22 protein-coding genes and 1 tRNA gene are annotated in these 21,706 nt (G+C 65.5%); 13 read left to right on the forward strand and 10 right to left on the reverse strand.

Annotated elements, in window-relative coordinates:
* Nucleotide 1: 1 nt before the first annotated feature.
* Both cysS and rlmB read left to right on the forward strand, forming a co-directional pair.
* Nucleotides 2-1,414 (forward strand): cysteine--tRNA ligase, encoded by a 1,413-nt coding sequence (gene cysS, locus ACLQ62_RS05765; RefSeq protein ID WP_411720726.1) that lies wholly within the window; start codon nucleotides 2-4, stop codon nucleotides 1,412-1,414.
* On the forward strand, nucleotides 1,404-2,417 hold the full coding sequence (gene rlmB / locus ACLQ62_RS05770; protein ID WP_411720706.1) for a 23S rRNA (guanosine(2251)-2'-O)-methyltransferase RlmB: 1,014 nt from the start codon (nucleotides 1,404-1,406) through the stop codon (nucleotides 2,415-2,417). The genes cysS and rlmB overlap by 11 nt, the downstream gene beginning before the upstream one ends.
* A 63-nt stretch (nucleotides 2,418-2,480) precedes the next feature.
* Here the strand turns inward: rlmB and ACLQ62_RS05775 are convergent, their stop codons facing one another.
* Nucleotides 2,481-3,767, reverse strand: coding sequence for a DUF4032 domain-containing protein (locus ACLQ62_RS05775; protein ID WP_411720707.1), 1,287 nt, complete (start codon nucleotides 3,765-3,767; stop codon nucleotides 2,481-2,483).
* A 61-nt stretch (nucleotides 3,768-3,828) separates the two neighbouring features.
* Nucleotides 3,829-4,932, reverse strand: coding sequence for an ABC transporter ATP-binding protein (locus ACLQ62_RS05780; RefSeq protein WP_411720708.1), 1,104 nt, complete (start codon nucleotides 4,930-4,932; stop codon nucleotides 3,829-3,831).
* 278 nt (nucleotides 4,933-5,210) lie between these two features.
* Between ACLQ62_RS05780 and ACLQ62_RS05785 the strand changes: the two genes are divergently transcribed.
* Entirely contained in the window at nucleotides 5,211-6,173 is a 963-nt protein-coding gene (locus tag ACLQ62_RS05785) for a DsbA family protein (protein WP_411720709.1), read from the forward strand.
* Between the two features lie 7 nt (nucleotides 6,174-6,180).
* Here ACLQ62_RS05785 and ACLQ62_RS05790 read toward each other — a convergent pair whose 3' ends face one another.
* Nucleotides 6,181-7,521 (reverse strand): threonine/serine exporter ThrE family protein, encoded by a 1,341-nt coding sequence (locus ACLQ62_RS05790; RefSeq protein WP_411720710.1) that lies wholly within the window; start codon nucleotides 7,519-7,521, stop codon nucleotides 6,181-6,183.
* An 83-nt stretch (nucleotides 7,522-7,604) separates the two neighbouring features.
* Between ACLQ62_RS05790 and ACLQ62_RS05795 the strand changes: the two genes are divergently transcribed.
* Nucleotides 7,605-7,678, forward strand: a tRNA-Thr gene (locus ACLQ62_RS05795).
* 312 nt (nucleotides 7,679-7,990) lie between these two features.
* The gene (locus ACLQ62_RS05800) at nucleotides 7,991-9,001 is read left to right on the forward strand and encodes a DMT family transporter (RefSeq protein WP_411720711.1); all 1,011 of its coding nucleotides are present in this window, start codon (nucleotides 7,991-7,993) and stop codon (nucleotides 8,999-9,001) included.
* On the opposite strand, the gene ACLQ62_RS05805 is transcribed toward ACLQ62_RS05800, so the two are convergent.
* Nucleotides 8,985-9,518: a nitroreductase family protein gene (locus ACLQ62_RS05805; protein ID WP_411720712.1), complete on the reverse strand. Its 534-nt coding sequence runs from the start codon at nucleotides 9,516-9,518 to the stop codon at nucleotides 8,985-8,987. The two genes, ACLQ62_RS05800 and ACLQ62_RS05805, sit on opposite strands and share 17 nt — an antisense overlap.
* A 1-nt stretch (nucleotide 9,519) precedes the next feature.
* On the reverse strand, nucleotides 9,520-9,921 hold the full coding sequence (gene msrB, locus ACLQ62_RS05810) for a peptide-methionine (R)-S-oxide reductase MsrB (protein WP_411720713.1): 402 nt from the start codon (nucleotides 9,919-9,921) through the stop codon (nucleotides 9,520-9,522).
* 208 nt (nucleotides 9,922-10,129) lie between these two features.
* Here msrB and ACLQ62_RS05815 point away from each other — a divergent pair, with 208 nt between their 5' ends.
* The 4 genes from ACLQ62_RS05815 to groL all read left to right on the forward strand — a co-directional run bounded on the left by ACLQ62_RS05815 (nucleotide 10,130) and on the right by groL (nucleotide 13,329).
* Entirely contained in the window at nucleotides 10,130-10,417 is a 288-nt protein-coding gene (locus ACLQ62_RS05815) for a DUF3263 domain-containing protein (protein ID WP_411720714.1), read from the forward strand.
* Between the two features lie 80 nt (nucleotides 10,418-10,497).
* Nucleotides 10,498-11,067, forward strand: a complete 570-nt coding sequence (locus ACLQ62_RS05820) for a LytR C-terminal domain-containing protein (protein ID WP_411720715.1) — start codon at nucleotides 10,498-10,500, stop codon at nucleotides 11,065-11,067.
* A 248-nt stretch (nucleotides 11,068-11,315) separates the two neighbouring features.
* On the forward strand, nucleotides 11,316-11,516 hold the full coding sequence (locus ACLQ62_RS05825) for a cold-shock protein (RefSeq protein WP_411720716.1): 201 nt from the start codon (nucleotides 11,316-11,318) through the stop codon (nucleotides 11,514-11,516).
* A 193-nt stretch (nucleotides 11,517-11,709) separates the two neighbouring features.
* A complete protein-coding gene (gene groL, locus ACLQ62_RS05830) occupies nucleotides 11,710-13,329 on the forward strand; it encodes a chaperonin GroEL (RefSeq protein WP_411720717.1) in 1,620 nt (539 codons plus the stop codon).
* Between the two features lie 84 nt (nucleotides 13,330-13,413).
* On the opposite strand, the gene ACLQ62_RS05835 is transcribed toward groL, so the two are convergent.
* From ACLQ62_RS05835 to ACLQ62_RS05845, 3 genes are all read right to left on the reverse strand, one after another.
* The gene (locus ACLQ62_RS05835) at nucleotides 13,414-13,704 is read right to left on the reverse strand and encodes a WXG100 family type VII secretion target (protein WP_411720718.1); all 291 of its coding nucleotides are present in this window, start codon (nucleotides 13,702-13,704) and stop codon (nucleotides 13,414-13,416) included.
* A gap of 160 nt (nucleotides 13,705-13,864) precedes the next feature.
* The gene (locus ACLQ62_RS05840; protein WP_411720719.1) at nucleotides 13,865-15,583 is read right to left on the reverse strand and encodes a sensor histidine kinase; all 1,719 of its coding nucleotides are present in this window, start codon (nucleotides 15,581-15,583) and stop codon (nucleotides 13,865-13,867) included.
* A gap of 15 nt (nucleotides 15,584-15,598) precedes the next feature.
* Entirely contained in the window at nucleotides 15,599-16,288 is a 690-nt protein-coding gene (locus tag ACLQ62_RS05845) for a response regulator transcription factor (RefSeq protein ID WP_108391630.1), read from the reverse strand.
* Between the two features lie 81 nt (nucleotides 16,289-16,369).
* Between ACLQ62_RS05845 and folP the strand changes: the two genes are divergently transcribed.
* Together folP and ACLQ62_RS05855 are read left to right on the forward strand one after the other, a co-directional pair.
* Entirely contained in the window at nucleotides 16,370-17,293 is a 924-nt protein-coding gene (gene folP, locus ACLQ62_RS05850) for a dihydropteroate synthase (protein WP_411720720.1), read from the forward strand.
* Nucleotides 17,286-18,053, forward strand: a complete 768-nt coding sequence (locus ACLQ62_RS05855; protein ID WP_411720721.1) for a pyrimidine reductase family protein — start codon at nucleotides 17,286-17,288, stop codon at nucleotides 18,051-18,053. Before folP ends, ACLQ62_RS05855 begins: the two co-directional genes overlap by 8 nt.
* 24 nt (nucleotides 18,054-18,077) lie before the next feature.
* On the opposite strand, the gene ACLQ62_RS05860 is transcribed toward ACLQ62_RS05855, so the two are convergent.
* Both ACLQ62_RS05860 and ACLQ62_RS05865 read right to left on the reverse strand, forming a co-directional pair.
* The gene (locus tag ACLQ62_RS05860; protein WP_411720722.1) at nucleotides 18,078-19,958 is read right to left on the reverse strand and encodes a helicase-associated domain-containing protein; all 1,881 of its coding nucleotides are present in this window, start codon (nucleotides 19,956-19,958) and stop codon (nucleotides 18,078-18,080) included.
* A gap of 19 nt (nucleotides 19,959-19,977) precedes the next feature.
* Nucleotides 19,978-20,256 (reverse strand): multidrug ABC transporter ATPase, encoded by a 279-nt coding sequence (locus ACLQ62_RS05865; protein WP_411720723.1) that lies wholly within the window; start codon nucleotides 20,254-20,256, stop codon nucleotides 19,978-19,980.
* Nucleotides 20,257-20,436: 180 nt separating this feature from the next.
* On the opposite strand from ACLQ62_RS05865, the gene ACLQ62_RS05870 reads away from it, so the two are divergent.
* Together ACLQ62_RS05870 and ACLQ62_RS05875 are read left to right on the forward strand one after the other, a co-directional pair.
* Nucleotides 20,437-20,820, forward strand: a complete 384-nt coding sequence (locus ACLQ62_RS05870; protein ID WP_121672606.1) for a cold-shock protein — start codon at nucleotides 20,437-20,439, stop codon at nucleotides 20,818-20,820.
* A gap of 47 nt (nucleotides 20,821-20,867) precedes the next feature.
* A partial coding sequence (locus ACLQ62_RS05875; protein ID WP_411720724.1) for a DUF3027 domain-containing protein occupies nucleotides 20,868-21,706 on the forward strand: 839 nt, incomplete at its 3' end.

A 21,706-nucleotide genomic window follows, 5' to 3' on the forward strand; every position in this document is an offset into this window, starting at 1 on the left:
AATGCAACTCTATGACTCCCGGGCACAGGCCCTCCGCGACTTCACACCTCTCGTCCCGGGGCAGGTCGGGATGTATGTCTGCGGACCCACCGTGCAGTCATCGCCGCACATCGGGCACCTGCGTTCAGCGCTGGTCTACGACCAGATGCGCCGCTGGCTCAATTACAAGGGCTTCGACGTCACCCTGGTGCGCAATGTCACCGACATCGATGACAAAGTCCTGGTGAACGCCACAGAAACCGAACAGTGGTGGGCGCTCGCGTACCGCACCGAACTGGAGTTCTCGGAGGGATACCGGGCACTCGGCATCCTTCCCCCCACCTATGAGCCGCGAGCGACCGCGAGCATCCAGCAGATGCACACCATCATCGAACGGCTGATCGAGAACTCTCACGCCTACGCCGCTGAGGACGGGTCGGGTGACGTGTACTTCGACGTCCGCAGCTGGCCGGAGTACGGCGCGCTGACCCGTCAGAACATCGACAGCATGGATGCCGCGACGGATGCCGATCCGCGCGGCAAGCGGGACCCCCGCGACTTCGCCCTGTGGAAGGGCCACAAATCCGACGAGCCCGTCTCAGCCTCGTGGCCGAGCCCGTGGGGCGACGGTCGGCCGGGCTGGCACATCGAATGCTCAGCGATGGCGAGCCGGTACCTCGGCGCGGCGTTCGACATCCACGGTGGCGGCCTCGACCTGCGCTTCCCGCACCACGAGAATGAACTGGCCCAGTCGACCGCCGCCGGCGACGGGTTCGCCGGGTACTGGGTGCACAACGGTCTCGTGAACGTGAACGGCCAGAAAATGTCCAAATCGCTCGGCAACTCGGTGTACGCCGCCGACCTGCTCGGCGCCGCACGACCGATCGTGGTGCGCTACTACCTGGGTCAGGCCCATTACCGCTCCACGATCGACTATCACGACGGAGCCCTTGCCGAGGCGGAGGCGGCCCTCGACCGGATCGAAAGCTTCCTCGAGCGGGTCGCTCGCAGGCTCACCGGCACCCGGTTCGCCGGAACAGGCACGGAGCAGATTCCGGATGCCTTCGCCGCCGCCATGGACGACGATCTGTCCGTTCCGCAGGCACTTGCCGTATTGCATGACACAATAAGGCAAGGCAACGCGAGCATTGACGGCGAAGACCTCGCCCTGGCCGCCGCCGCGCAAGGGCAGGTGATGGCCATGACTGAGATTCTGGGCATCAACCCGTTCTCGGCTGAATGGTCCCGCGGTCAGGACAAGGCAGTTTCCGGGGTTCTCAACACCCTCGTCGACCAGCTTCTCGACGAACGCCAGAAATCCAGGGCGGCACGCGACTTCGCAGCCGCCGACAGAATCCGCGACGTTCTCACGACGGCGGGTATCACGATTGAAGACACCTCGACAGGTGCACATTGGAGTATTGATGGCCAGTAAGGCAGGCCGCCCAGGGGCGGTTCGAAAGACCAAGAAGGGCCCCGCGAAGGGCACAGGCGGCCTCGGCCGTCGCTCGCTCGAGGGCAAGGGGCCGACCCCGAAAGCGGAGGACCGCACCTACCACGCCGCCGGCAAGCGCAAGATCGCCAAGGACCGCCTGAATCAGGCCCAGGCGAAGACGGGCGGCGCTCGTCCGAGCACCGCCCCGGTCGCCGGCCGCAAACCCAAGCAGAAGCAGGCCGACGACAGCGAGATCGTCACCGGCCGCAACTCGGTGCTGGAGGCGCTGCGCGCCAAGATCCCGGCATCGGCGCTGTACATGGCCACCCGCATCGAGTTCGACGACCGGGTGAAGGAAGTCCTTGCCCTCGCCACAGCACGCGGACTTCCCATCCTCGAGGTCATGCGTCCGGAGCTCGACAGGCTCGCCGGGTTCGACTCGGTTCACCAGGGACTCGCGCTCAAGGTGCCGCCGTACGAGTACGCGCACCCCAACGACCTGCTCGAGACAGTGATCTCCCGAGGCCAGAAGCCGCTCTTCGTCGCGCTCGACGGCATCACCGATCCGAGGAACCTCGGAGCGATCATCCGCTCGACGGCGGCATTCGGAGGACAGGGCGTCATCGTTCCTCAACGTCGCTCCGTCGGGCTGACGGCATCCGCCTGGAAGACGAGCGCGGGTGCCGCAGCACGCACCCCGGTCGCCATGGCGCCGAACCTGACCCAGACCCTCAAGGCCTTCAAAGCCGCCGGCGTCTTCGTGATCGGCCTGGACGGCGGCGGAACCACCGACCTCCCGGGTCTGGAGCTTGCCGACCGTCCCGTCGTCATTGTCGTCGGAAGCGAGGGCAAGGGTTTGTCCCGCCTCGTCACCGAGACCTGCGACGCGATCGTCTCGATCCCGATCTCCTCGGCGACCGAATCCTTGAACGCGGGCATCGCGGCATCCGTCACTCTCTACGAGATCTCAAAGCTGCGGTCAGCCAGGAAGTCGAAGAAGTAGCGACGAAGCAATCGCTCCTCTGGCGCGGTCGGGTCTCGGTCCCGGTCGCGCCAGTTCACTTTGTCAGACCCGATCGCGCCAATTCACCTCTGCGGCGTCGACGACGTCGATCGGCAGGGTGACGGATCCCGTTGGGGGAGCGATCACTGTGGCTTCGTCGCGGCGGTGGCGCAGGATGTCATTGATGTATTTCGTCAGTGCCTCGGACAGTGGGATGTCCCTGCCCTCATTCTGCGAAAGGAACCAGCGGTGCTCGAGCAGCTGGTGGAACACCTCAGCCGGCTCCAGCTTCCCCTTGAGGTCACGCGGGATCGACTTCACCACCGGCTCGAAGACGCGGATGAGCCATTCATGCGCCATCATCTCCTCGTCCATGTTGGCCTTCGCGAAGGTGGCGCCGTAGGAGTCGAGGTCGTTGATCAGCCGGCGGGCCTGGTTCTCACCGGCGTCGAGCCCGGTGAGGCGCAGCAGGCGACGCTGGTGGTGCCCCGCGTCGACGACCTTCGGCTGGATCCGAACTCGAGACCCGGTCTCGTCGGTCTTGATCGCCAGTTCCTCGATGTCGAAGCCCAGGGCGTTCAGGCGAGCTACCCGTTCGTTGATTCTCCAGCGTTCACTGGACGAGAAGATCTCGGACCCGGTGAGTTCTTTCCACAGCGACCGGTAGGCGGCAACGATCCCGTCGGACAGTTTGATCGGATCGAGGTCGTCGTCGACCCGGCCGCCAGCCTCGAGGTCCATCAGTTCACCGGCGATGTTGACGCGGGCGATCTCGAGGTCGTTCTCACGCTGGCCGTTCGACAGGCCGCCGTGATAGAGCTTGCCGGTCTCGGCATCGACGAGGTACGCGGCGAAAGCCCCGGCATCCCGGCGGAACAGAGTGTTGGAGAGCGACACATCACCCCAGAAGAAGCCGGCGATGTGCAGGCGGACGAGGAGCACCGCGAGGGCGTCGACGAGGCGGCCTGCGGTGTCCGGGCGCAGCTGCTGCGAGAACAGGGCACGGTAAGGCAGCGAGAACTTCAGGTGCCTGGTGACGAGAACGCTCGGCAGGGGGTCGTTCGAGTCGTCTGACCGCCCGGTGATGACAGCGACCGGATCGACGCAGGGGATGTCCATGCGCTGCAGCGTCCGCAGCATGTCGTACTCTCCACGTGCCATCTCAGCGGTCGTCTCCTTGACCGCGACGACATAGCCGGACAGGTTCGCGAACCGCACCAGGTGCCGCGAGATGCCCTTGGGCAGGGACGCGATGGTCTCACTCGGCCAATCCTCGAGGGGGAGATTCCAGGGGAGATCGAGAAGCGCGGGATCGACGGTGGCCGCGGTGATGTTGAGTGATGCGCTCATGGTGGTTAAACAGTAGCGCCCGCTGACAGGGCAGGACCCTCTCAGCCGGCGCGAGAACTGTTTAGTCGGGAACGACAGCCTTGTTGCCGAGGCGAAGGCCGGACTCGACATCAAACACATGCACGTGGCGCGGCGTCGGGATGAGGAACACCTTCTCGCCGGCGTGGGCGTGAATGCGGCCGTCGACTCGGGCTACGAGGTCGGTGCGCTTGCCGTCGACATCCGCGTGACCGTAGAGGTAGCCGTCAGCGCCGAGTTCCTCGACGAGGTCGACCTGCACCTCGAGGCCGTTGCCGGGCTCCGTCGACACCTGGATGTCTTCGGGGCGGACACCGACGGTGACCTGCCTGGCGCTGGTCTCGCCGATGACGTCGCGGTCGACAGGGACGACGCGGGCTCCGAACTGGATGCCTCCGTCTGCCACGTCAGCCGTGAGCAGGTTCATCGCCGGGGAGCCGATGAACCCGGCAACAAACACATTCTGCGGCTTCTCGTACAGGTCACGCGGCGTTCCCACCTGCTGCAGGATTCCGTCCTTCAGCACGGCGATCCGGTCGCCCATGGTGAGGGCCTCGGTCTGGTCGTGCGTGACGTAGACGGTGGTGACCCCCAGGCGACGCTGAAGCGACGCGATCTGGGTGCGGGTCTGCACGCGGAGCTTGGCGTCGAGGTTCGACAGCGGTTCGTCCATGAGGAACACCTGCGGCTGACGGACGATGGCGCGACCCATGGCTACACGTTGACGCTGTCCACCGGAGAGCGCCTTCGGCTTGCGGGTGAGGTACTCCTCCAGGTCGAGGAGCTTGGCAGCTTCGAGAACACGCGCAGCGCGCTCGTCCTTGTTGATACCGGCGATCTTGAGGGCGAAGCCCATGTTCTCGGCGACCGTCATGTGCGGGTACAGCGCGTAGTTCTGGAACACCATCGCGATGTCGCGGTCCTTCGGCGGCACGTCGGTGACGTCTCGATCACCGATGAGGATGCGGCCGTCGTTGACCTCTTCAAGGCCGGCGAGCATGCGGAGCGAGGTGGACTTACCACAACCGGACGGGCCGACCAGCACGAGGAACTCGCCATCGGCGACCTCGAGGTTCAGCTTGTCAACGGCGGCGCGGGTACCGCCCGGGTACAGGCGTGTCGCGTTGTCGAACGTTACGGATGACATGTTTTTCTCCTTCACCGGCAGGTACGTGCCGGACGATCCGAGTGAATGGAACCATGCGTTGCGTGCTGCGTTGCATGCGCGCGACCGGGCGGGTGCTCGGTCGCGAGATCATCAGTATGGCAGAAAGCACCCGGGAAGGCGCGGGTTCCCGGGGTTCACCCGCATGCCGCTTCCAGCATCCGTTTGGGCATTTCCCAGAGAGCGCAACTACGATCGGTGGGGTTGAGTTCGGCAGAGACGAGCTGAAGCCGACTGCCCACCGACCGAAGCGAGGATTCATGGACAACGACGCACCGGAAGTTCTTCCAACGAAGAACCAGCGTCGTCAGGCGACCCGTGAGAAGGCGAAAGAACTTCGGGATGCGCAGCGCAAGCAGGAGAAGCGCAAGCGCGTTTTCGTGCAGGGCGGCATCGTGGTCGTTGTTCTGGCGGTCATCGCCGGCGTCGCTTTCATCCTCACGAGCGCGATCCGCCCTCCGGCACCGGGGCCGATGAACATGGCGAGCGACGGCATCGTCATCGGATCAGAGCTCGAAGCCGTTGAGACACCAGCTCTCGCCGCCGGTGCAGCGCCAGTCGCAACCTCCGTCGACCCGAAGGTGCCCAACATCCGCATCTACGTCGACTACCTCTGCCCGGTGTGCGGTCAGTTCGAAAACGCCAACGCTGAGCAGCTCGCCACGTGGGCCGAGAACGGCACGGCCACCGTCGAGTACCACCCGATCGCCATTCTCACCGGACGATCTGCCGGCTCGCAATACTCCCTCAGGGCCGCCAACGCGGCTGCCTGCGTGGCCAACTACTCGCCGAACAACTTCTTCGCCTTCAACACCCTCATGTTCGAGAGCCAGCCGGAAGAGGGAACGGAAGGCCACTCCGACGAGGATCTCAAGAAGATCGTCGCCCAAGCCATTGAAACCGACGCAGGCACCGCCCCGGCCGGCCCCGTCCAGAGCAAGGTCGAGTCCTGCATCGACGACGCCAGCTACAAGTCCTGGGTGCAGTCGGCCACCGACCGGGCAACCACTCAGGCAGTGCCGCACTCGTCGCTCGACAAGGTCAAGGCGACCCCGACCGTTCTCGTCAACGACAAGCAGTACACCGGTTCGATCACCGACGAGAAGGAGTTCCAGGCCTTCGTGCTCTCCGTCGCGAGCGAGACCTACGCGAAGTCGAGCCCGAGCCCGAGCCCGAGCCCGAGCTCGAGCCCGTCACCCTCGGCCCCGGCTCCGGCCCAGTAGCAACGCGCTAGATCTTCTCGTCCCGTTTGCGGCCCAGCCGCACCTGAACGCCCATCAGCGGGCCCACGAAGCGACGCTGGATCCGCCGCGCGGGTCCGAGCGCGTTCTGGACCAGGTACTGGCCGAGAATGGCGCCCGCGGCGAGGGCCACGGCGACGGACGCCGCCTCCAGCATGCTGAGCAGCCCGTCGATCGACCCCACACTGAGTTCCAGCAGGCCGCGGAACAGGATCAAGCCGGGCACCAGCGGAATCAGCGCCGAGACGACGAGCGGCAGCGGGGGAGTGCGCACGATGAGGGAAGCCACGGCGGACAAGACGCCGACGACAAAGGCGGCGGATCCGGCGGACCAGTTGACGCCGATGTTCGCCGCCAGACCAGCTGTGTAGACCAGGTACCCCAGGATGCCGAGCACACTGACGGCCCAGATCGCGCGCGGCGGCACCTCGACCGCGAGCGCGAAACCCAGGATGATGACCACGGTCGCCACCAGAAGCAGCGGAAGGTCGGAGAACGACGGTGCCAAATATGGTGCGATGTCGAGCGCAAGGCCGAATCGAGCGAGCAGCATGGTCGTTCCGGCCACGCCGGCGACAAGCCCGCCGGTGATCAGCAGGGCTTCGAGGACCCGCGCTGTTCCGGTCACATAAAACCCGGATAGGAGGTCCTGGACGGCGCCGAAGGAGGTCACCCCGGCCAGCAGCATGATGATCGTCGCGACGACGACCAGGGATGAGTTTGCTGCGGGGTCGATGAAGTGAACGACCGCGGCGACAAGCGGGCCGACAGCGCCGCCGGCCAGGTTCTGGTAGAAGACGGACATCCGCGTCTTCGCGAGCCTGCGGGTGAGCATGTCGACGAAGAAGGTGGCCACAAAGGCGGCCACGACGACAAGCGGCCCGCCGCCGAGCAGGAACGCTGCCCCGGCACCGACGAGGCTCCACCCGACCCGGCGCACCGGCCAGGGGTAGATCGGTCGGGCGGTGATGATGGCATTGACCCGGTTCCGAGCTTCGGCGAGGGGCAGCGGGTCGTGCAGGAGCTCACCGATCAGAGTCGACGTGTTCGTCAGCCGGGTGTAGTCGATGGTTCGGTACTTCACATTCCGGGAGCGGACGATGGTGTCGCTGGACGTGGGATCATCCCAGGTCAGCGTGATCACAGTGTGTGTCACATCCGCTTCGCAGCCCTTCAGCCCGTATGCCCGCGTCACGGCGAGCATCGTCGCCGTGGCGTCCTCCGCGCTGGCGCCTGACGCGAAGATGACCTCGCCGCACCGTATCGCGAGGTCAAGAACACCGCGCCCCGTGCTTTCGGTGAGGGACGGGACGGCGGACTGCTCGGGCATACGTGTTCCTTGTTGTGGTGGTGTCCTTCAAGGATCTCATGGCCGGATGAACGGCAGGGGTTCGTTATGATTGATGAGCACACGCCGCCTTAGCTCAGTTGGCCAGAGCAGCGCACTTGTAATGCGCAGGTCGTCGGTTCGAATCCGACAGGCGGCTCTCTTCCGGTTCTGCACGGTATTCGCTGTGACGAAAAGGTGCGAGACCATGACGGATGTCGGATGGCCTGCGATCGCCGGGGATGGACACAGCCACGTGGTCTTCCTGCTTTCCTCCGATCAGCATGCTCGCCTGCGTCAGAGCCCACTGCCCCTGCGCATCACGGATATGTGCCCGGAACGCGCCGGACGAGGCGTTGCGCCACCCGGTGGCCATGAGTCTCATGAAAATTGCGAACCGGTCGGGTTCGGATCGTCCAAGATAGTAGCTGGGGATGCCGCCGGGGCTCACCCGCGGAAGCCCGGGAGGGGTATGGCCATTCGGAAGGCCGTCGGCTCTCGTCACGACCCACGCTCAGGCACGCCCGCTCGTGCGACGGGATCGCCCGCTCGTGTTCCGGCATCGCTGGCGGTCAGCCTCGCCGCGATCTGTGGTGCGCTCACAGCTGTGCAGACGCGCCTCAACGGTGCACTCGGCCTGGCGCTCGGCGACGGACTCGTCGCAGCGGCCATCTCTTTCGGATCGGGCCTGATTCTGCTCCTGGTGTGCCTGATCTTCGCTCGTAGGGGACGACGCGGTCTGGGCACTGTCGCCGAAGCGCTCCGAAATCGCAGCATGCCGTGGTGGACGGTTCTCGGCGGTCTTTGCGGCGCGTTCCTCGTTCTTTCCCAGGGGGTCACCGGGGCGGTCGTCGGCGTCGCGCTGTTCAGCGTCGCGCTGGTCGGTGGTCAGACGGTTTCGGGCCTCATCCTTGACCGGCTCGGATTCGGGCCGCATGGAAGCGTGTCGACGAGCTGGCCCCGGCTCCTCGGGGCGGCGCTCGCCGTGATCGCGGTACTGTGGTCGGTTTCCGGGCAGATCGGTGGGGACCTGCCGCTCTGGATGCTCGCCATGCCTCTGGTCGCAGGGTTCGGCACCGGCTGGCAGTCAGCGGTCAACGGTCGGGTCCGTGCCCGGGCGCAGAGCGCGCTCGCCGCGACCTTCATCAACTTCCTCGCCGGAACGCTCGCGCTTGTCGCCATCATGCTTGGCCGAGCCGTGTTCGTTGGCTGGCCTGAGCGACTGCCTGCGGAACCGCTGCTTTACCTCGGTGGCGCGCTCGGGTGCGTCTTCATCGGCGTCAACGCCTTCCTCGTCTCCCACACCGGCGTTCTCGTCCTCGGGCTGGGCACTGTCGCCGGACAGCTGATCGGATCGGTTTTCATCGACGTCGTCGTGCCGGGCGGAGCAGGGCTCGACGTGACCACCGTGTGCGGGGCCGCGCTCGCGCTCGTCGCCGTGTGTGTCGCAACCGTTCGGATGCGCCCTACAGCTCGGAGATGAGCGACTCCGCGTCGACGGGCTTCCGTGAACCGGGTTTGGCGTCCGCCGGCACTCCGCCGACATAGAGCCAGCCCAGCAGTTGCTCGTTCTTCGCAAGCTGGTGCATTTTGCGAACGGGTTTCGAGCGGGTGTATGGGCCGGATCGCCAGAAGACGCCCCACCCGGCGTCGTGGAGCAAAAGGCTGAGCATGTGGGCCACGCCGGAGGCAACGGTTTCCTGCTCCCACGCCGGCACCTTCGAGCTTTTCTTCACCGTCACCACAATGGCGATCAGAAGCGACGCGCGCATCGGCTTGGTTGAGGGATGTTTGTCACCTTCCGCCTTTGCGATGGCCGCCCCCAGCTTCTCGCGCGCCCGCCCGCGCAACTCGATCAGTCGCCAGGGCCGAAGGGCACTGTGATCGGCCACCCGGGCGGATGCTGCGACGAGGGGAAGCAGTTCTTCGTGCGTCGGGGCATCCGCGGTCACGCGCGACCAGGACCGTCGGCCAGCGACGACGTCGATGAGTCTGGTCACGCTACTCGACTGGGGCGAAGTTCAGAGCGAGCGAGTTCATGCAATACCGATCACCGGTCGGGGTGCCGAAGCCGTCGTCGAAGACATGGCCCAGGTGTGAGTCGCATGAGGCGCAACGCACCTCGGTGCGCACCATACCCAGCGTGTTGTCTTCGATCAGCTTCACGGCCTCCGGACGGACGGACTCGTAGAAGCTCGGCCAGCCGCAACCGGAGTCGAACTTCGTGCCGCTCTTGAACAGCTCGGCGCCGCATGCGGCACAGGTGTACAGACCCGACCGACTTTCGTCGAGCAGCTCACCGGTCCACGGTCGCTCGGTTGCCGCCTCACGCAGCACCGCGTACTGCTCACTCGTCAGTTCCTCGCGCCACTCTTCGTTGCTCTTGTTCACCGGCTGGGTCATTGTGCTCCTCACGGGATAGTCCTTGCTTCTTATCTAACCGCTTCCGGGCGGGACGTGTTCCCGGGTGGCGTTCAGGCTGAGCGATAGCTGAGCATCGGCGGCGGGATCTTGAATTGGTGGCGGTGTGTCGGTCATCGAGAAAGCTGCACCGTTTAGGATTGCGGCACGGCGAAGGTCGGGAAATCAGCAATCCGAGTGGCGGTGGGCGATGAACGACAACACGGGCAAATCGGCACACGGACACGCGGAACCGCTCGGCGAGCGCGACCTCGCGATCCTCGATTTCGAGAACCGGTGGTGGCAGCATGCCGGGCAGAAGGAGGAGGCTGTGCGCGCCGCGTTCGGCTTCTCGCCTACCCGGTACTATCAATTGTTGGGCGTGCTCATCGACTCGCCCGCCGCTCTTGTGCACGATCCCCTCCTGGTCAAGCGCCTGCAAAGGCTTCGCGACACCCGGCAGGCCGCACGCCGAGCGCGAGCCCGCAACGCAGATTAGCCCAGCGCTCTGTGACCCGGGTTCCGGATCGCCGCCCGTACACCGCCTGACTGCGACACAGAGGACCTCACACCACCGACATGGCACACAACTTCGCCAAGGACAGGTTCGACGAAGTCCCCGCTGACCTCAAGCGCGTCGGAGCGCATCGAGCCCCGGTCCCGCCTGGTCGAGGCTGGTTGTTGTTCCTCTGGGCTGCGCTGGCGACTGTCGTCCTTGTCGCTGCTGGCATCGTCGGGTTGACACTGCTCGGTGACCGAGTGAACTTCGTCGAAAACTCGACTCCTGCTGCTTCGGCTCCCCAGTCGACCGAAGCGCCGACTCCGGTGGCCACGATCGACCCGGACTCCATGGTCACGGTGCTGAACGGGACCGGGAGGCGGGGGCTCGCCACAGAAGCCATCGAGAAGCTCAACGCGGCAGGTTGGACACAGAGCATCACGCCGGGAAACGCCTCGGTCACGGATGTCGAAACGACGACCGTGTACTACGAGGATCCGTCCCAGGAAGGCGCCGCACGCGGCCTCGCCGAAGGTCTCGGTGTAGGAAGCATTCAGTTGTCGACCCAGTTCCAGATCCCGGTGGAGGAGGGCGAGGAACCTGTTCTTCAGCTCACCGTCGTCCTGGGCGCTGACTACGCCGACCTGTAGTGTCCGCTCGGAGTGACGCCGCGTTCTACTCGTTCTGCCTCGCTGGGACGGCGAGAAATTCCGCACGTGCCGAGCCAAACCCCTGTTGGGGCGTGAGTTCTCCTCGCTAGTATCTGGAACTGGTCATCATCGTGCTCGGGCGGGACAGCCCAGGCAGCCACGTCAGTACGATTGCCGGGCCTTGGTGCGGCAGACCCGGGCTGGCGCCTGCCTGCACGGAGAGAACACAGCAATGGGAGTAACACACGATGAACGGAACCGTGAAGTGGTTCAACGCTGAGAAGGGCTTCGGCTTCATCACCGTCGACGGAGACGGGGAGGATGTTTTCGTCCACTACTCGGCTATCGACAGCACCGGGTACAGGTCGCTCGAAGAGGGCCAGAAGGTGAGCTTCGAAATCGGTACGGGTGCGAAGGGTCCTCAGGCGGAAGCCGTAAGACCCGTCTGAGTTCCGCGTTTCCGCAACGACGCCGTCCACACCGCGTGGGCGGCGTCGTCGCGTGGTGGGAAGCGTACCGGGAGCGGATGCCTCGATTCGGACGAGCTTGCACTCACCGGTGGAGAGTGCCAGAATCGGGTTAGCACTCGCATTCGTAGAGTGCTAACTACGTTCATCACGTCCGGGAGGGACGAAAAACCACATGGCAAAAATCATTGCTTTTGACGAGGAAGCCCGCCGCGGCCTCGAACGCGGCCTGAACATTCTGGCCGACACCGTCAAGGTAACGCTCGGCCCACGCGGTCGCAACGTTGTCCTTGAGAAGAAGTGGGGCGCCCCCACGATCACCAACGATGGTGTGTCCATCGCCAAGGAGATCGAACTCGACGACCCGTACGAGAAGATCGGTGCGGAGCTCGTCAAGGAGGTCGCCAAGAAGACCGATGACGTCGCAGGCGACGGCACCACCACCGCCACCGTCCTGGCCCAGGCGCTCGTTCGCGAAGGTCTGCGCAACGTCGCTGCCGGCGCTGACCCGATCTCGCTGAAGCGGGGCATCGAGAAGGCAACTGCTGCCGTCATCGAAGAGCTCATCGCCAACGCGAAAGAGGTCGAGACCAAGGAAGAGATCGCGGCAACAGCCTCCATCTCCGCCGGTGACGCTGAAATCGGCGCCATCATCGCCGAGGCCATCGACAAGGTCGGCAAGGAAGGCGTTGTCACCGTCGAGGAGTCGAACACGTTCGGCACCGAGCTGGAGCTGACCGAGGGAATGCGCTTCGACAAGGGATTCCTGTCGGCGTATTTCGTCACCGACCCCGACCGCCAGGAAGCCGTGTTCGAGGACCCTTACGTCCTCATCGCCAACTCGAAGATCTCCAACATCAAGGACCTGCTCCCGATCGTTGACCAGGTCATCCAGTCGGGCAAGCAGCTCCTCATCATCGCCGAGGACGTCGACGGCGAAGCTCTCGCGACCCTCGTCGTGAACAAGATCCCCGGCATCTTCAAGTCTGTCGCCGTCAAGGCACCCGGCTTCGGCGACCGCCGCAAGGCTCAGCTGCAGGACATCGCGATCCTCACGGGCGGACAGGTCATCTCGGAAGAGGTCGGCCTCAAGCTCGAGAACGTTACGCTCGACCTGCTTGGCCGTGCGCGCAAGGTCGTCATCACCAAGGACGAGACCACCATCGTCGAAGGTGCCGGCGACGCCGAGCAGATCGCGGGCCGCGTTGCCCAGATCCGCAAGGAGATCGAGAACACCGACAGCGACTACGACCGCGAGAAGCTGCAGGAGCGCCTGGCCAAGCTGGCCGGTGGCGTTGCAGTCATCAAGGCCGGAGCTGCAACCGAGGTTGAGCTCAAGGAGCGCAAGCACCGCATCGAGGACGCCGTCCGCAACGCGAAGGCTGCCGTCGAAGAGGGCATCGTCGCCGGTGGTGGCGTTGCGCTGATCCAGGCCGGTAAGACGGCGTTCGAGAAGCTGTCGCTCTCGGGCGACGAGGCAACCGGGGCGAACATCGTCCGGGTCGCCATCGACGCGCCGCTCAAGCAGATCGCCCTCAACGCGGGCCTCGAGCCCGGCGTCGTGGCCGACAAGGTCCGCAACCTGCCCGTCGGGCACGGCCTGAACGCCGCGACCGGTGAGTACGTTGACATGCTGGCCGCCGGCATCAACGACCCGGTGAAGGTCACCCGTTCCGCGCTGCTCAACGCTTCGTCGATCGCGGGCCTGTTCCTCACCACCGAGGCCGTCGTGGCCGATAAGCCGGAGAAGAACTCTGCTCCGGCCGGCGACCCGACCGGTGGCATGGACTTCTAAGTCCGAGCAACCAGGCAACACCAGCGGGGCGTCTCCTTCGGGAGGCGCCCTGCTGTGTTTCGTCGCCGGTGCCGTCCTGCACTGTCAGATCCGGAACAGCCCGGCGTTCGACCTCTCGATCTCTGAATACTGGGTTCCGGCCTTCGCCAGCGCTGTGTTGATGTGAACGGCGCTTTCCTCGACCCTGCGCTGGGTGCCGCGCCAGTCGGCGACGACGCCCTGGAACGCGTTCGAGGCCTCGCCCGTCCACGTCGACTGCAGCTCTGTCAGCTGCTGCATCATCGCGCCGACTTCTTGCTGGATCGTTTCGATCCGTGCACGGACGGAAGCCGTCGTGCCCATCACGATGTCGCTGTCCACCTGATACCTGGTCATGTCGTCCTCCTTCGGGATGCGGGTGCGCGCGTTACGGCATCCGTCTCGTCGACGGTAGGCGTCGAGCAGGCGGGTATTCCTTCGGCCGAACCAGCGGTGGACGACATGGGCGCCGTCGGGCGGCTGGGGAGGAACCCCGAAGGCGACGGTCGACGACCGGTCAACCGGCCGTCGGTGCTCCAGAAGCAGCGTCGGCGAGCGGCAGTTCGATGCGGAACGTCGCCCCGCCACCGGGCGTATCGGAGACCGAGACCGTGCCGTGATGGGCAGCCACGATCGACGAGACGATGGCGAGCCCCAGACCGGAACCACCCGTCTCGCGGGTGCGGGATGTGTCGGCACGCCAGAAGCGCTGGAAAATCTTCTCCCTGATCTGCGGCGGGACGCCGGGGCCGTGGTCGATGACCGCGATCGTGGCGGTTCGGTTCTGTGGATTCGCCGACACTCCGATCTCGAGCGGGCTGTCCTCCGGTGTGAACCGAAGCGCATTGCCGACCAGGTTGGTCACCACCTGGCGCAGCTTGTTCTCTTCGGCAAGCACGATGGCGGGCACTTCGGGAGTCGGCTCCGCCGAAAGAGTCAGTGTCGGGTCGAACGTCATCACGGCACCGGTGTCGGCTGATTTGCGGGGCCGGCGCTGTCGCAGCCGGGCGAGCGTCGCACCGGCGAACGCGATCGGGCGCGTCGAAGTGGACTCATCATCGGCCCGAGGTGAACGGGTGACCGTTGAAGCCGTGGCCACCGGTTCCGGCTGGGGCTGCTCTGGTGCGGTGTCGAATGCCGGCGGGTGGTCGACGACGACGCTCACCGTGCGCCGCGGAGACGACGCGTTCGCGTCCAGGGCGGCATCCCGGGCGATGGGGGAGAGGTCAACCGGGGTCAGCACCCTGGGCTTCGTCTCGTCGAGCCGGGCCAGTTCCAGCAGGTCTTCGACCAGACCCCCCATCCGGATCGCTTCTTTCTCGATGCGCTCCATCGCCTGGGTGAGGTCCTCGGTGTTCTGGAGTGCACCCATCCGGTACAGCTCGGCGTAGCCGCGCACCGTCACCAGCGGGGTGCGCAGTTCATGGCTGGCATCGCCGACGAAACGGCGCATCTGCTCGATGGTGCGCGCCCGGTCGGCGAAGGCCTGGTCGATGCGGGCGAGCATGGTGTTGAGCGAGCGGTTGAGCCGGCCGACCTCGGTGTTCGGCGTCGCGACCGCGAGGCGCTGGCTGAAGTCGCCGTCGGCGATCGCCGCTGCCGTGTGCTCGACCTCGCGCAGGGGGTGGAACGTGCTCGTCACCAGAAGCCGGGTGAGGAGGGCGCCGATGATGATCACGCCCAACCCAAGACCGAAGAAGATCGTCAGGTAGGTGGCGATGATCGTCTCGGTCTCGCGCATCGAGATCGCGACGAGGACGACGCCGATATTGCCCTGGTGGTCCCACTGGTACGGCACGACGACGGCATGGTACGTCGTCTTGCGGTCGAGGCTTTGCAGTTCGAACACGCCGTCGCTCCTGACGGCATCCGACAACTCGAACGTCGTGCTGATCTTCGGCAGCGATTCTTCCGGCCGGTCCTGCCAGGTGGCTGCACGCAACCGTCCGTCAGCGTCATAGATCGCGGTGAAGTAGTCCGACGACATCGCGTCCTTGACCATGTCACCGGCGTTGTCGGCCTCGGTGTCCTCCAGGTCGAGGAACCCGGGAGGAACGGGGGACTGCGCTGCAGAGATCAGGTCGGTGTCGACCTTGTCGACGAGGGCCGGACGCAACATCACAACCGTGCCGACCCCGGCGATGAGCAGACCGAAAGTCAGGACGAGCACGGTCACGCCGGTGATCTTCGTGCGCAGTGAAATCGCGTTCCACCACTCGGCTATTGGATCGTGCATGTACCTGTATTCGGTTTACGCCTTCGCTGTCTTCAGCATGTAGCCGAATCCGCGTTTGGTCTGGATGAGCGGTTCAGTTGAGAACTGGTCCAGCTTGCGTCGCAGGTAGGAAATGTAGCTCTCGACGATGCCGGCATCACCATTGAAGTCGTACTCCCAGACATGGTCGAGAATCTGCGCCTTGCTCAGCACCCGGTTGGGGTTGAGCATGAGGTATCGCAGAAGCTTGAATTCGGTCGGGCTCAACTCGATGGGCGTTTCGCCGACGAGAACCTCATGGGTGTCCTGATCCATGGTGAGTTCGCCTGCGCGGATGACGGCATCCTCATCAGCATGCATCGTTCGTCTGAGGATTGCCTTGATGCGGGCGACGATTTCGTCGAGGCTGAATGGCTTGGTGACGTAGTCATCGCCGCCGACCGTGAGGCCCATGATCTTGTCCTCGGTGTCGTCCTTCGCCGTGAGGAAGAGGATCGGCGCTGTGTACCCGGCTGAGCGCAGACGTTTGGTGACGCCGAAGCCGTTCATGTCGGGCAACATGACGTCCAGGATGATGAGGTCCGGCTCTTCTTCCAGGACCGCTGAGATGGCCTGGGCACCGTTTCCGACCGCGCGTACGGCGAAGCCGGCGAAGCGGAGACTTGTGGTGAGCAGGTCGCGGATGTTCGGTTCGTCATCGACGATGAGAATGCGTGGTCCAGTCATGCCACCATTATCTGCGTGTCAGCTGGGTCCTTCCTGAACGTCGCCGGTGCGCGATGGTCGTTGGTGCGGCACGATGGACTCATGACGAACCCTCGACCGGCAGACGCCGCGCGGACGCCGGAACTCATCTCGCCTGTGCGGACGATCGGGCACCGCACTTTCGATTTCTCCCGGCAGGTCGCGGTGATGGCGATCGTCAACAGGACGCCGGATTCGTTCTACGACCGCGGCAGCACATTCGGCCTCGACGCTGCCGTTGCCGCGGCACTGGCAGCGATAGCCGACGGTGCCGAGATGGTCGACATCGGGGGAGCACCGTTCGCGCCCGGCCCGGAAATATCCGTCCGGGCCGAGATCGACCGCGTCGTACCCGTCATCGAGGCGGTGCGGGCGGCATCCGACGTCGTGATCTCTGTGGACACTTTCCAGCCGGAGGTGGCCTTCGCGAGCATCCATGCCGGTGCCGACCTGATCAACGACACCACCGGCCTTCGAAACCCGGACATGGTCGACGTTCTCGCGAACAGCTCTGCGGGAGTCGTCATCACGCACAGCCTCGCTGAACCCCGCAGGCCATTCGCCCGCCCCCAATACTCCGACGTCGTCGCCGAGGTTGCGGCGTTCCTGACCGAGCGCATCGATGTCGCCCTGGCCGCCGGCGTGTCCGCCGAGAGAATCCTCATCGATCCGGGGCATGACCTGAACAAGAACACTTTGCACTCTCTCGAACTCACCCGACGGTTCGCCGAGATCGCGGATCTGGGCTATCCGGCCCTCGCTGCTGTGTCGAACAAGGACTTCATCGGTGAGACGCTCGACCGTGAGCGCGGTGGCCGGATGCACGGTTCGCTCGCCGCCGCCGTTGTCGCGATCGTCAACGGCGCCAGAATTCTCCGGATGCACAACGTCGGTCCGGCCGTCGAGGCCGCACGCATGACGGAGGCGATCCTCGGTTTCCGGCAACCGGCGCGTCTGCGTCACAACATGGGGGAAACCAATGACTGAACCCGGTATTTCGCTGCTCCAGGGCGGCGCGACGCTCAGCGATGACGAGATCACAGACCTGTACGCGGTCGACGACCGTGCCGTGCCGTGGCTCAGAGTGAACTTCGTGTCGAGTATCGACGGGGCGGGAACCCACGACGCTCTGACCGCCGGACTTGGCACTCCTTCCGACAAGCGGGTCTTCGACATTCTCAGGCGTCTGTGCGACGTCGTTCTCGTCGGCGCAGGCACCGTGCGCGCTGAAGGTTACGGCCCGATGCGACTCGACGAGCCGGCGGTGCGCTGGCGCCGAGAGCACGGGCTTCCCGACCAGCCCGTTTTCGCGATCGTGTCGGCCGGGCTTGAGCTGGACCCTGCGCACCGGATCTTCGCTGAAGCCCCGGTGCGGCCGATCGTCGTCACCGTCGAGCAGGCGCCGGGGGAGCGACGCAGAGCGCTCGCCGAGGTCGCGGACGTGCTCGTCGCCGGCGCCGAGCACGTCGACACGGCGCGGATGCGATTGCTCCTCACCGAGCGCGGGCTTACGCAGGTGCACTCCGAAGGCGGGCCGCATCTCTTCGGCGACTTCCTGAGGGAGGACACCGTCGACGAGGTGTGTCTCACCCTCAGCCCATTCGCGGAAGGCCCAGGGGCCGGGCGGATCACCGCGGGGACGCCGGCGGGCGTCCAACGCCCGATGGCGCTCGCACATGCGCTGAGTTCGGATGGAACGGTTTTGCTGCGCTACGTTCGCCCGCCCGTCCAGGCGGCGATGGCGTGAGCGTCGGGCGTGGAAGGACGGCGCCTACTTCAAAGCGATGATGCTCGACAGCGGGAGGGTTCGCTCGATGTCCGCCTTCTTGTCCCGCCCGCGAAGTCGGCCGCCGGACACTCCGGTGGGCTCGAGCACGAAATCCATGGGGCCGGAACGCGGCACCTCAACGGTGATCGTGACGGTCTGCTTCGCGCGGATCGCCGCGTCGAGCTGGCGGGCGATCCAGGCCAGATCCGTGCCGGTTGAGGTGTCGCTCTCGACCTCGCGCAGCCGACCGATCAGGATGCCGTGGTCGGGGAGGGGAGGAGGAGCGTCGACTGGCGGCGCAACGCGGCGGCGGCGCAAACCGATCAGCTCACCGGTTGCCGTCTCAGCGGCGACGGGATACCGTGCGTCGCTGATGGCCCAGAACACGACCTCCAGGTCGAATCGGCTGAGCATCCGGTCCGAATCCGTCCGGCGCAGTCCGAGTGAGGCCAACGATTGGTCGACGTCGAGCAGGCCGATCAGGGCGCTGTCCGCGGCGCGGACATAGGTCTTCGCGTCGCGGAGCGCATCCGGGTGGTCGTCAGGGATCGAACCGACCCGGATGGCGCCGAACCGGGACGCCGCCTGCGAGATGAGGTGATCGACGGGCTGTGGGATGCCGGTCAGCGAGAGAGAGGAAAGGAACTCCAGCATTCCTGCTGACGTCTCACCGGCGGAGAGTGCCCGGTTGACGCTTTCGGCTGACAGTCGGTAGCTGAAGGCCTGGGCACGTCCCTCGAGGTCGGCGAACGTCCGAAGCCGGACGTCGAGCCCGGGTTCAAGCGGACCGGGCGCGATGACGGTGAGATCGTGCTGGAGGTACACGTGGCTGACATGGGTGGGGAAATTGGAGGCCATCGCGGTCGCCGCCGCCGCGGCATCCGTTTCGAGAAGGATCCGCCCCGCCGTGCTGGGTACCTGGGCGTCGGGGGTTGGCCCGCTGGTGATCCCCAGCATGATGGCCTGGTCGGTGACGCGGGCCACCTGGCCCCTGATCCAGTCGCCGCCCGCCGGGTAAAGCCACTGCGCGTAGTCGTGCAGCGCAGAACCCCAGGTGGAGCGGGTGCGTCCGCTGAGAACGGTGCGTACCTGTGAGGGGAGGGCGTTGAGCCAGGCGGCAGCGAGCGTTCGCCACCGTTCACCTGCCGTGAGGGCGAGCCAGTCCTCGCCTGCGGGTGCGGTGAGCCAGAGACCGGGTATGTGGCTGACGAGGCCGGCGCGGACCGTCAGATCGAGGTAGGCGTCGATCGTGTGTCCGTGAACCTGCATGACCGTCGCCAGTCGCTTGCGCTCGGGCAGCGCCGGACCACCCTTGCCCAGTTCACGTGCCGGATTGGCGAGAAGCTCCAGAAGCAGCTCACCGCTCGCCGAGGTTGTTTGGAAGGCATGCTCCGCCGCGCTCAGGTCGGTCAGGGCGTGTGAAGCCTCAGACGCTGCGGCGGGGAGGGCGGGAGCGGGTGCTGAAACCAGGTGCACCGCGATCGGAATCCCGGGCGTCGGCCAGGTTGCCAGCACTGCCTCGACCGCGTCGATCGCGGCGTAGCCGCCCTCGGCGCGGGAGAGCAGGGCGCGGTCCGCGGCGAATGCTGCGCGTTCCTCCACGTCACCACCATTCACGTCGGCGGCGCCGAACGCGCTGAGCCGGTCGGCGATCTCTGCGGCCGGGAGCGGTGTCGTCGTGGCTGCGGCAAGCACGCTGAGGGTCCGGCGGTCGAGTCTTTGGAGCGCGCCGCGGATACTCGAGGGGTCGAGGAGCAGTTCGGCCAGGTCGAAGAAATCCTGCGCGCGCGCAGAAGGTGCCACCCGGCGTTCGGTGAGGAGCGTCTCGAGCGCGGCGTCCGGGAGCGCACGGAGGTTGTCGGCGAGGGTCAGGATGTCAGTCATCAGGTAGCCGGTTCCACGGTCAGCGCTCCGGCTGGTCTCGGCGGGAGTCCCGCGCGCGCCGAACGGCGCTGGAGATCATGAGGACGATCAGGAGGACGATGGCGAGCGGAAGACCGATGTACGGAACCATCACGACGACAGGCCAGAGCCCGCTCGCGAAGTCGTCGGATCCCATTCCCTGCATCGTGCCGATCATGATTGCGACGAACGTGCCAACGGAGAGCAGCACGAGCGCGAGCAGCATGAATGCCAGGACCCGTTCGAAGCGGCTGATGTTGTGCTTTTGAGGATCGGTCACAGTTCTCAGGGTATCGGCATAGGGCTCCCATCCCCAACGGCGGGGAAGGTGCCGGGGATTCCGCTGACGCTCTAAGCTGGGAGGGCGGGGAATGTCCCGTTCGTTTGCGGCTCCTGCCGAGGCGACAGCACCGCACGTCGGCTTCACACCGGCGTGTCCAGTTCACAGCGAGGTTCGTCCATGCCCACCGGCAAGGTTAAGTTCTACGACGACGAGAAGGGCTTCGGCTTCATCTCGAGCGACGACGGCCAGGAAGTGTTCCTGCATGCCTCGGCTCTGCCCGCAGGCGTGACCTCAGTCAAAGCGGGTACCCGCCTCGAGTTCGGTATCGCCGACGGCAAGCGCGGAGTACAGGCTCTCTCGGTTCGGGTGCTCGACGCACCGCCGAGTCTTGTGAAGATGAAGCGCAAGCCAGCTGACGACATGGCAATCATCGTCGAGGACCTCGTAAAACTGCTCGACGGCCTCGGAGGGGACCTCCGCAGGGGCCGTTACCCCGACAACGCCCACAGTCGCAAGGTCGCATTGTTGCTGCGACGCGTGGCCGACGAACTGGACGCGTGATCGCCGCGCCAGGCTGGGCCCGCCGTCTTTTCCAGAGGAGCACTCCGATGACAACCACTGAGAACTCCACCATCGATCCGACGCACGAGCCACGCGACTCCGGCGAGAACCCGTCGGAGGCTGCTGCGGCGCCCGAAACGGATGCCGGGAGCGAATCGCGGAACCGCGGTTTCGAGGGCGGCCCTGTGGCCCAGGAAGCTGCAGAGACAGACGTTGTCGACGCACCGGCCATTCCGGCCGTTTCTGTGACGGATGGGCCTGTATCGGTCGGTGCGACAGAGGACGCCGGCGACGTATCGAGCCTTGTCGAGGAACCCGCTGTTCCCCGCCCGGCGCCGGTCGCCGACGAAGTCCTGCTCGCGTCGGCCGATCTGGCGCGCGCCGCGCTGCTCGAGGTCACCCCGGCCGAGACCATCGGCGACCCCGTCGGCCATGTCGCTGAGGACGATCACGTTCTCTCGCTCTTCTTTGACAGCAAGCTCCGCGGCTACCCGGGGTGGCACTGGACCGTCACCCTCTCTCGCGTCGGCGATGAAGAAACCGTGACGGTGCTCGAGACGGAACTGATGCCGGGCGACAACGCCCTGCTCGCCCCGGAATGGGTGCCGTGGTCCGAACGCCTCGCCGATTATCAGGCTGGCCAGGAGGTCGCGGAGAACGAGGCGCGTGCCCTCGCTGAGGCAGCCGCGGTTCTCGACGACAGCGACGACGATGACGACGACGAAGACGTGTTCAGTATCCTCCATGCCGGTGATGTCGACGGCGTGGATGTCGATGAGATCGCCGACGATTCCGATGACGACGACGACGACGCCGAAGACGAAGAGGAAGAGGACGATGACGAGGACGATGACGACGAAGAAGACGACGACGACGACTCCGACAA

The organism is Mycetocola sp. (assembly GCF_046716805.1).
In the GTDB taxonomy this organism is placed as follows: domain Bacteria; phylum Actinomycetota; class Actinomycetes; order Actinomycetales; family Microbacteriaceae; genus Mycetocola_A.

Coding starts and splice junctions, on each gene's coding strand:
- ACLQ62_RS05840 (WP_411720719.1), bottom strand. CDS start 15,583: ATGCACGATCCAATAGCCGAGTGGTGGAACGCGATTTCACTGCGCACG.
- ACLQ62_RS05820 (WP_411720715.1), top strand. CDS start 10,498: ATGGCACACAACTTCGCCAAGGACAGGTTCGACGAAGTCCCCGCTGAC.
- ACLQ62_RS05785 (WP_411720709.1), top strand. CDS start 5,211: ATGGACAACGACGCACCGGAAGTTCTTCCAACGAAGAACCAGCGTCGT.
- rlmB (WP_411720706.1), top strand. CDS start 1,404: ATGGCCAGTAAGGCAGGCCGCCCAGGGGCGGTTCGAAAGACCAAGAAG.
- ACLQ62_RS05790 (WP_411720710.1), bottom strand. CDS start 7,521: ATGCCCGAGCAGTCCGCCGTCCCGTCCCTCACCGAAAGCACGGGGCGC.
- groL (WP_411720717.1), top strand. CDS start 11,710: ATGGCAAAAATCATTGCTTTTGACGAGGAAGCCCGCCGCGGCCTCGAA.
- ACLQ62_RS05845 (WP_108391630.1), bottom strand. CDS start 16,288: ATGACTGGACCACGCATTCTCATCGTCGATGACGAACCGAACATCCGC.
- msrB (WP_411720713.1), bottom strand. CDS start 9,921: ATGACCCAGCCGGTGAACAAGAGCAACGAAGAGTGGCGCGAGGAACTG.
- ACLQ62_RS05800 (WP_411720711.1), top strand. CDS start 7,991: ATGGCCATTCGGAAGGCCGTCGGCTCTCGTCACGACCCACGCTCAGGC.
- folP (WP_411720720.1), top strand. CDS start 16,370: ATGACGAACCCTCGACCGGCAGACGCCGCGCGGACGCCGGAACTCATC.
- ACLQ62_RS05860 (WP_411720722.1), bottom strand. CDS start 19,958: ATGACTGACATCCTGACCCTCGCCGACAACCTCCGTGCGCTCCCGGAC.
- ACLQ62_RS05870 (WP_121672606.1), top strand. CDS start 20,437: ATGCCCACCGGCAAGGTTAAGTTCTACGACGACGAGAAGGGCTTCGGC.
- ACLQ62_RS05815 (WP_411720714.1), top strand. CDS start 10,130: ATGAACGACAACACGGGCAAATCGGCACACGGACACGCGGAACCGCTC.
- ACLQ62_RS05780 (WP_411720708.1), bottom strand. CDS start 4,932: ATGTCATCCGTAACGTTCGACAACGCGACACGCCTGTACCCGGGCGGT.
- cysS (WP_411720726.1), top strand. CDS start 2: ATGCAACTCTATGACTCCCGGGCACAGGCCCTCCGCGACTTCACACCT.
- ACLQ62_RS05825 (WP_411720716.1), top strand. CDS start 11,316: ATGAACGGAACCGTGAAGTGGTTCAACGCTGAGAAGGGCTTCGGCTTC.
- ACLQ62_RS05855 (WP_411720721.1), top strand. CDS start 17,286: ATGACTGAACCCGGTATTTCGCTGCTCCAGGGCGGCGCGACGCTCAGC.
- ACLQ62_RS05775 (WP_411720707.1), bottom strand. CDS start 3,767: ATGAGCGCATCACTCAACATCACCGCGGCCACCGTCGATCCCGCGCTT.
- ACLQ62_RS05835 (WP_411720718.1), bottom strand. CDS start 13,704: ATGACCAGGTATCAGGTGGACAGCGACATCGTGATGGGCACGACGGCT.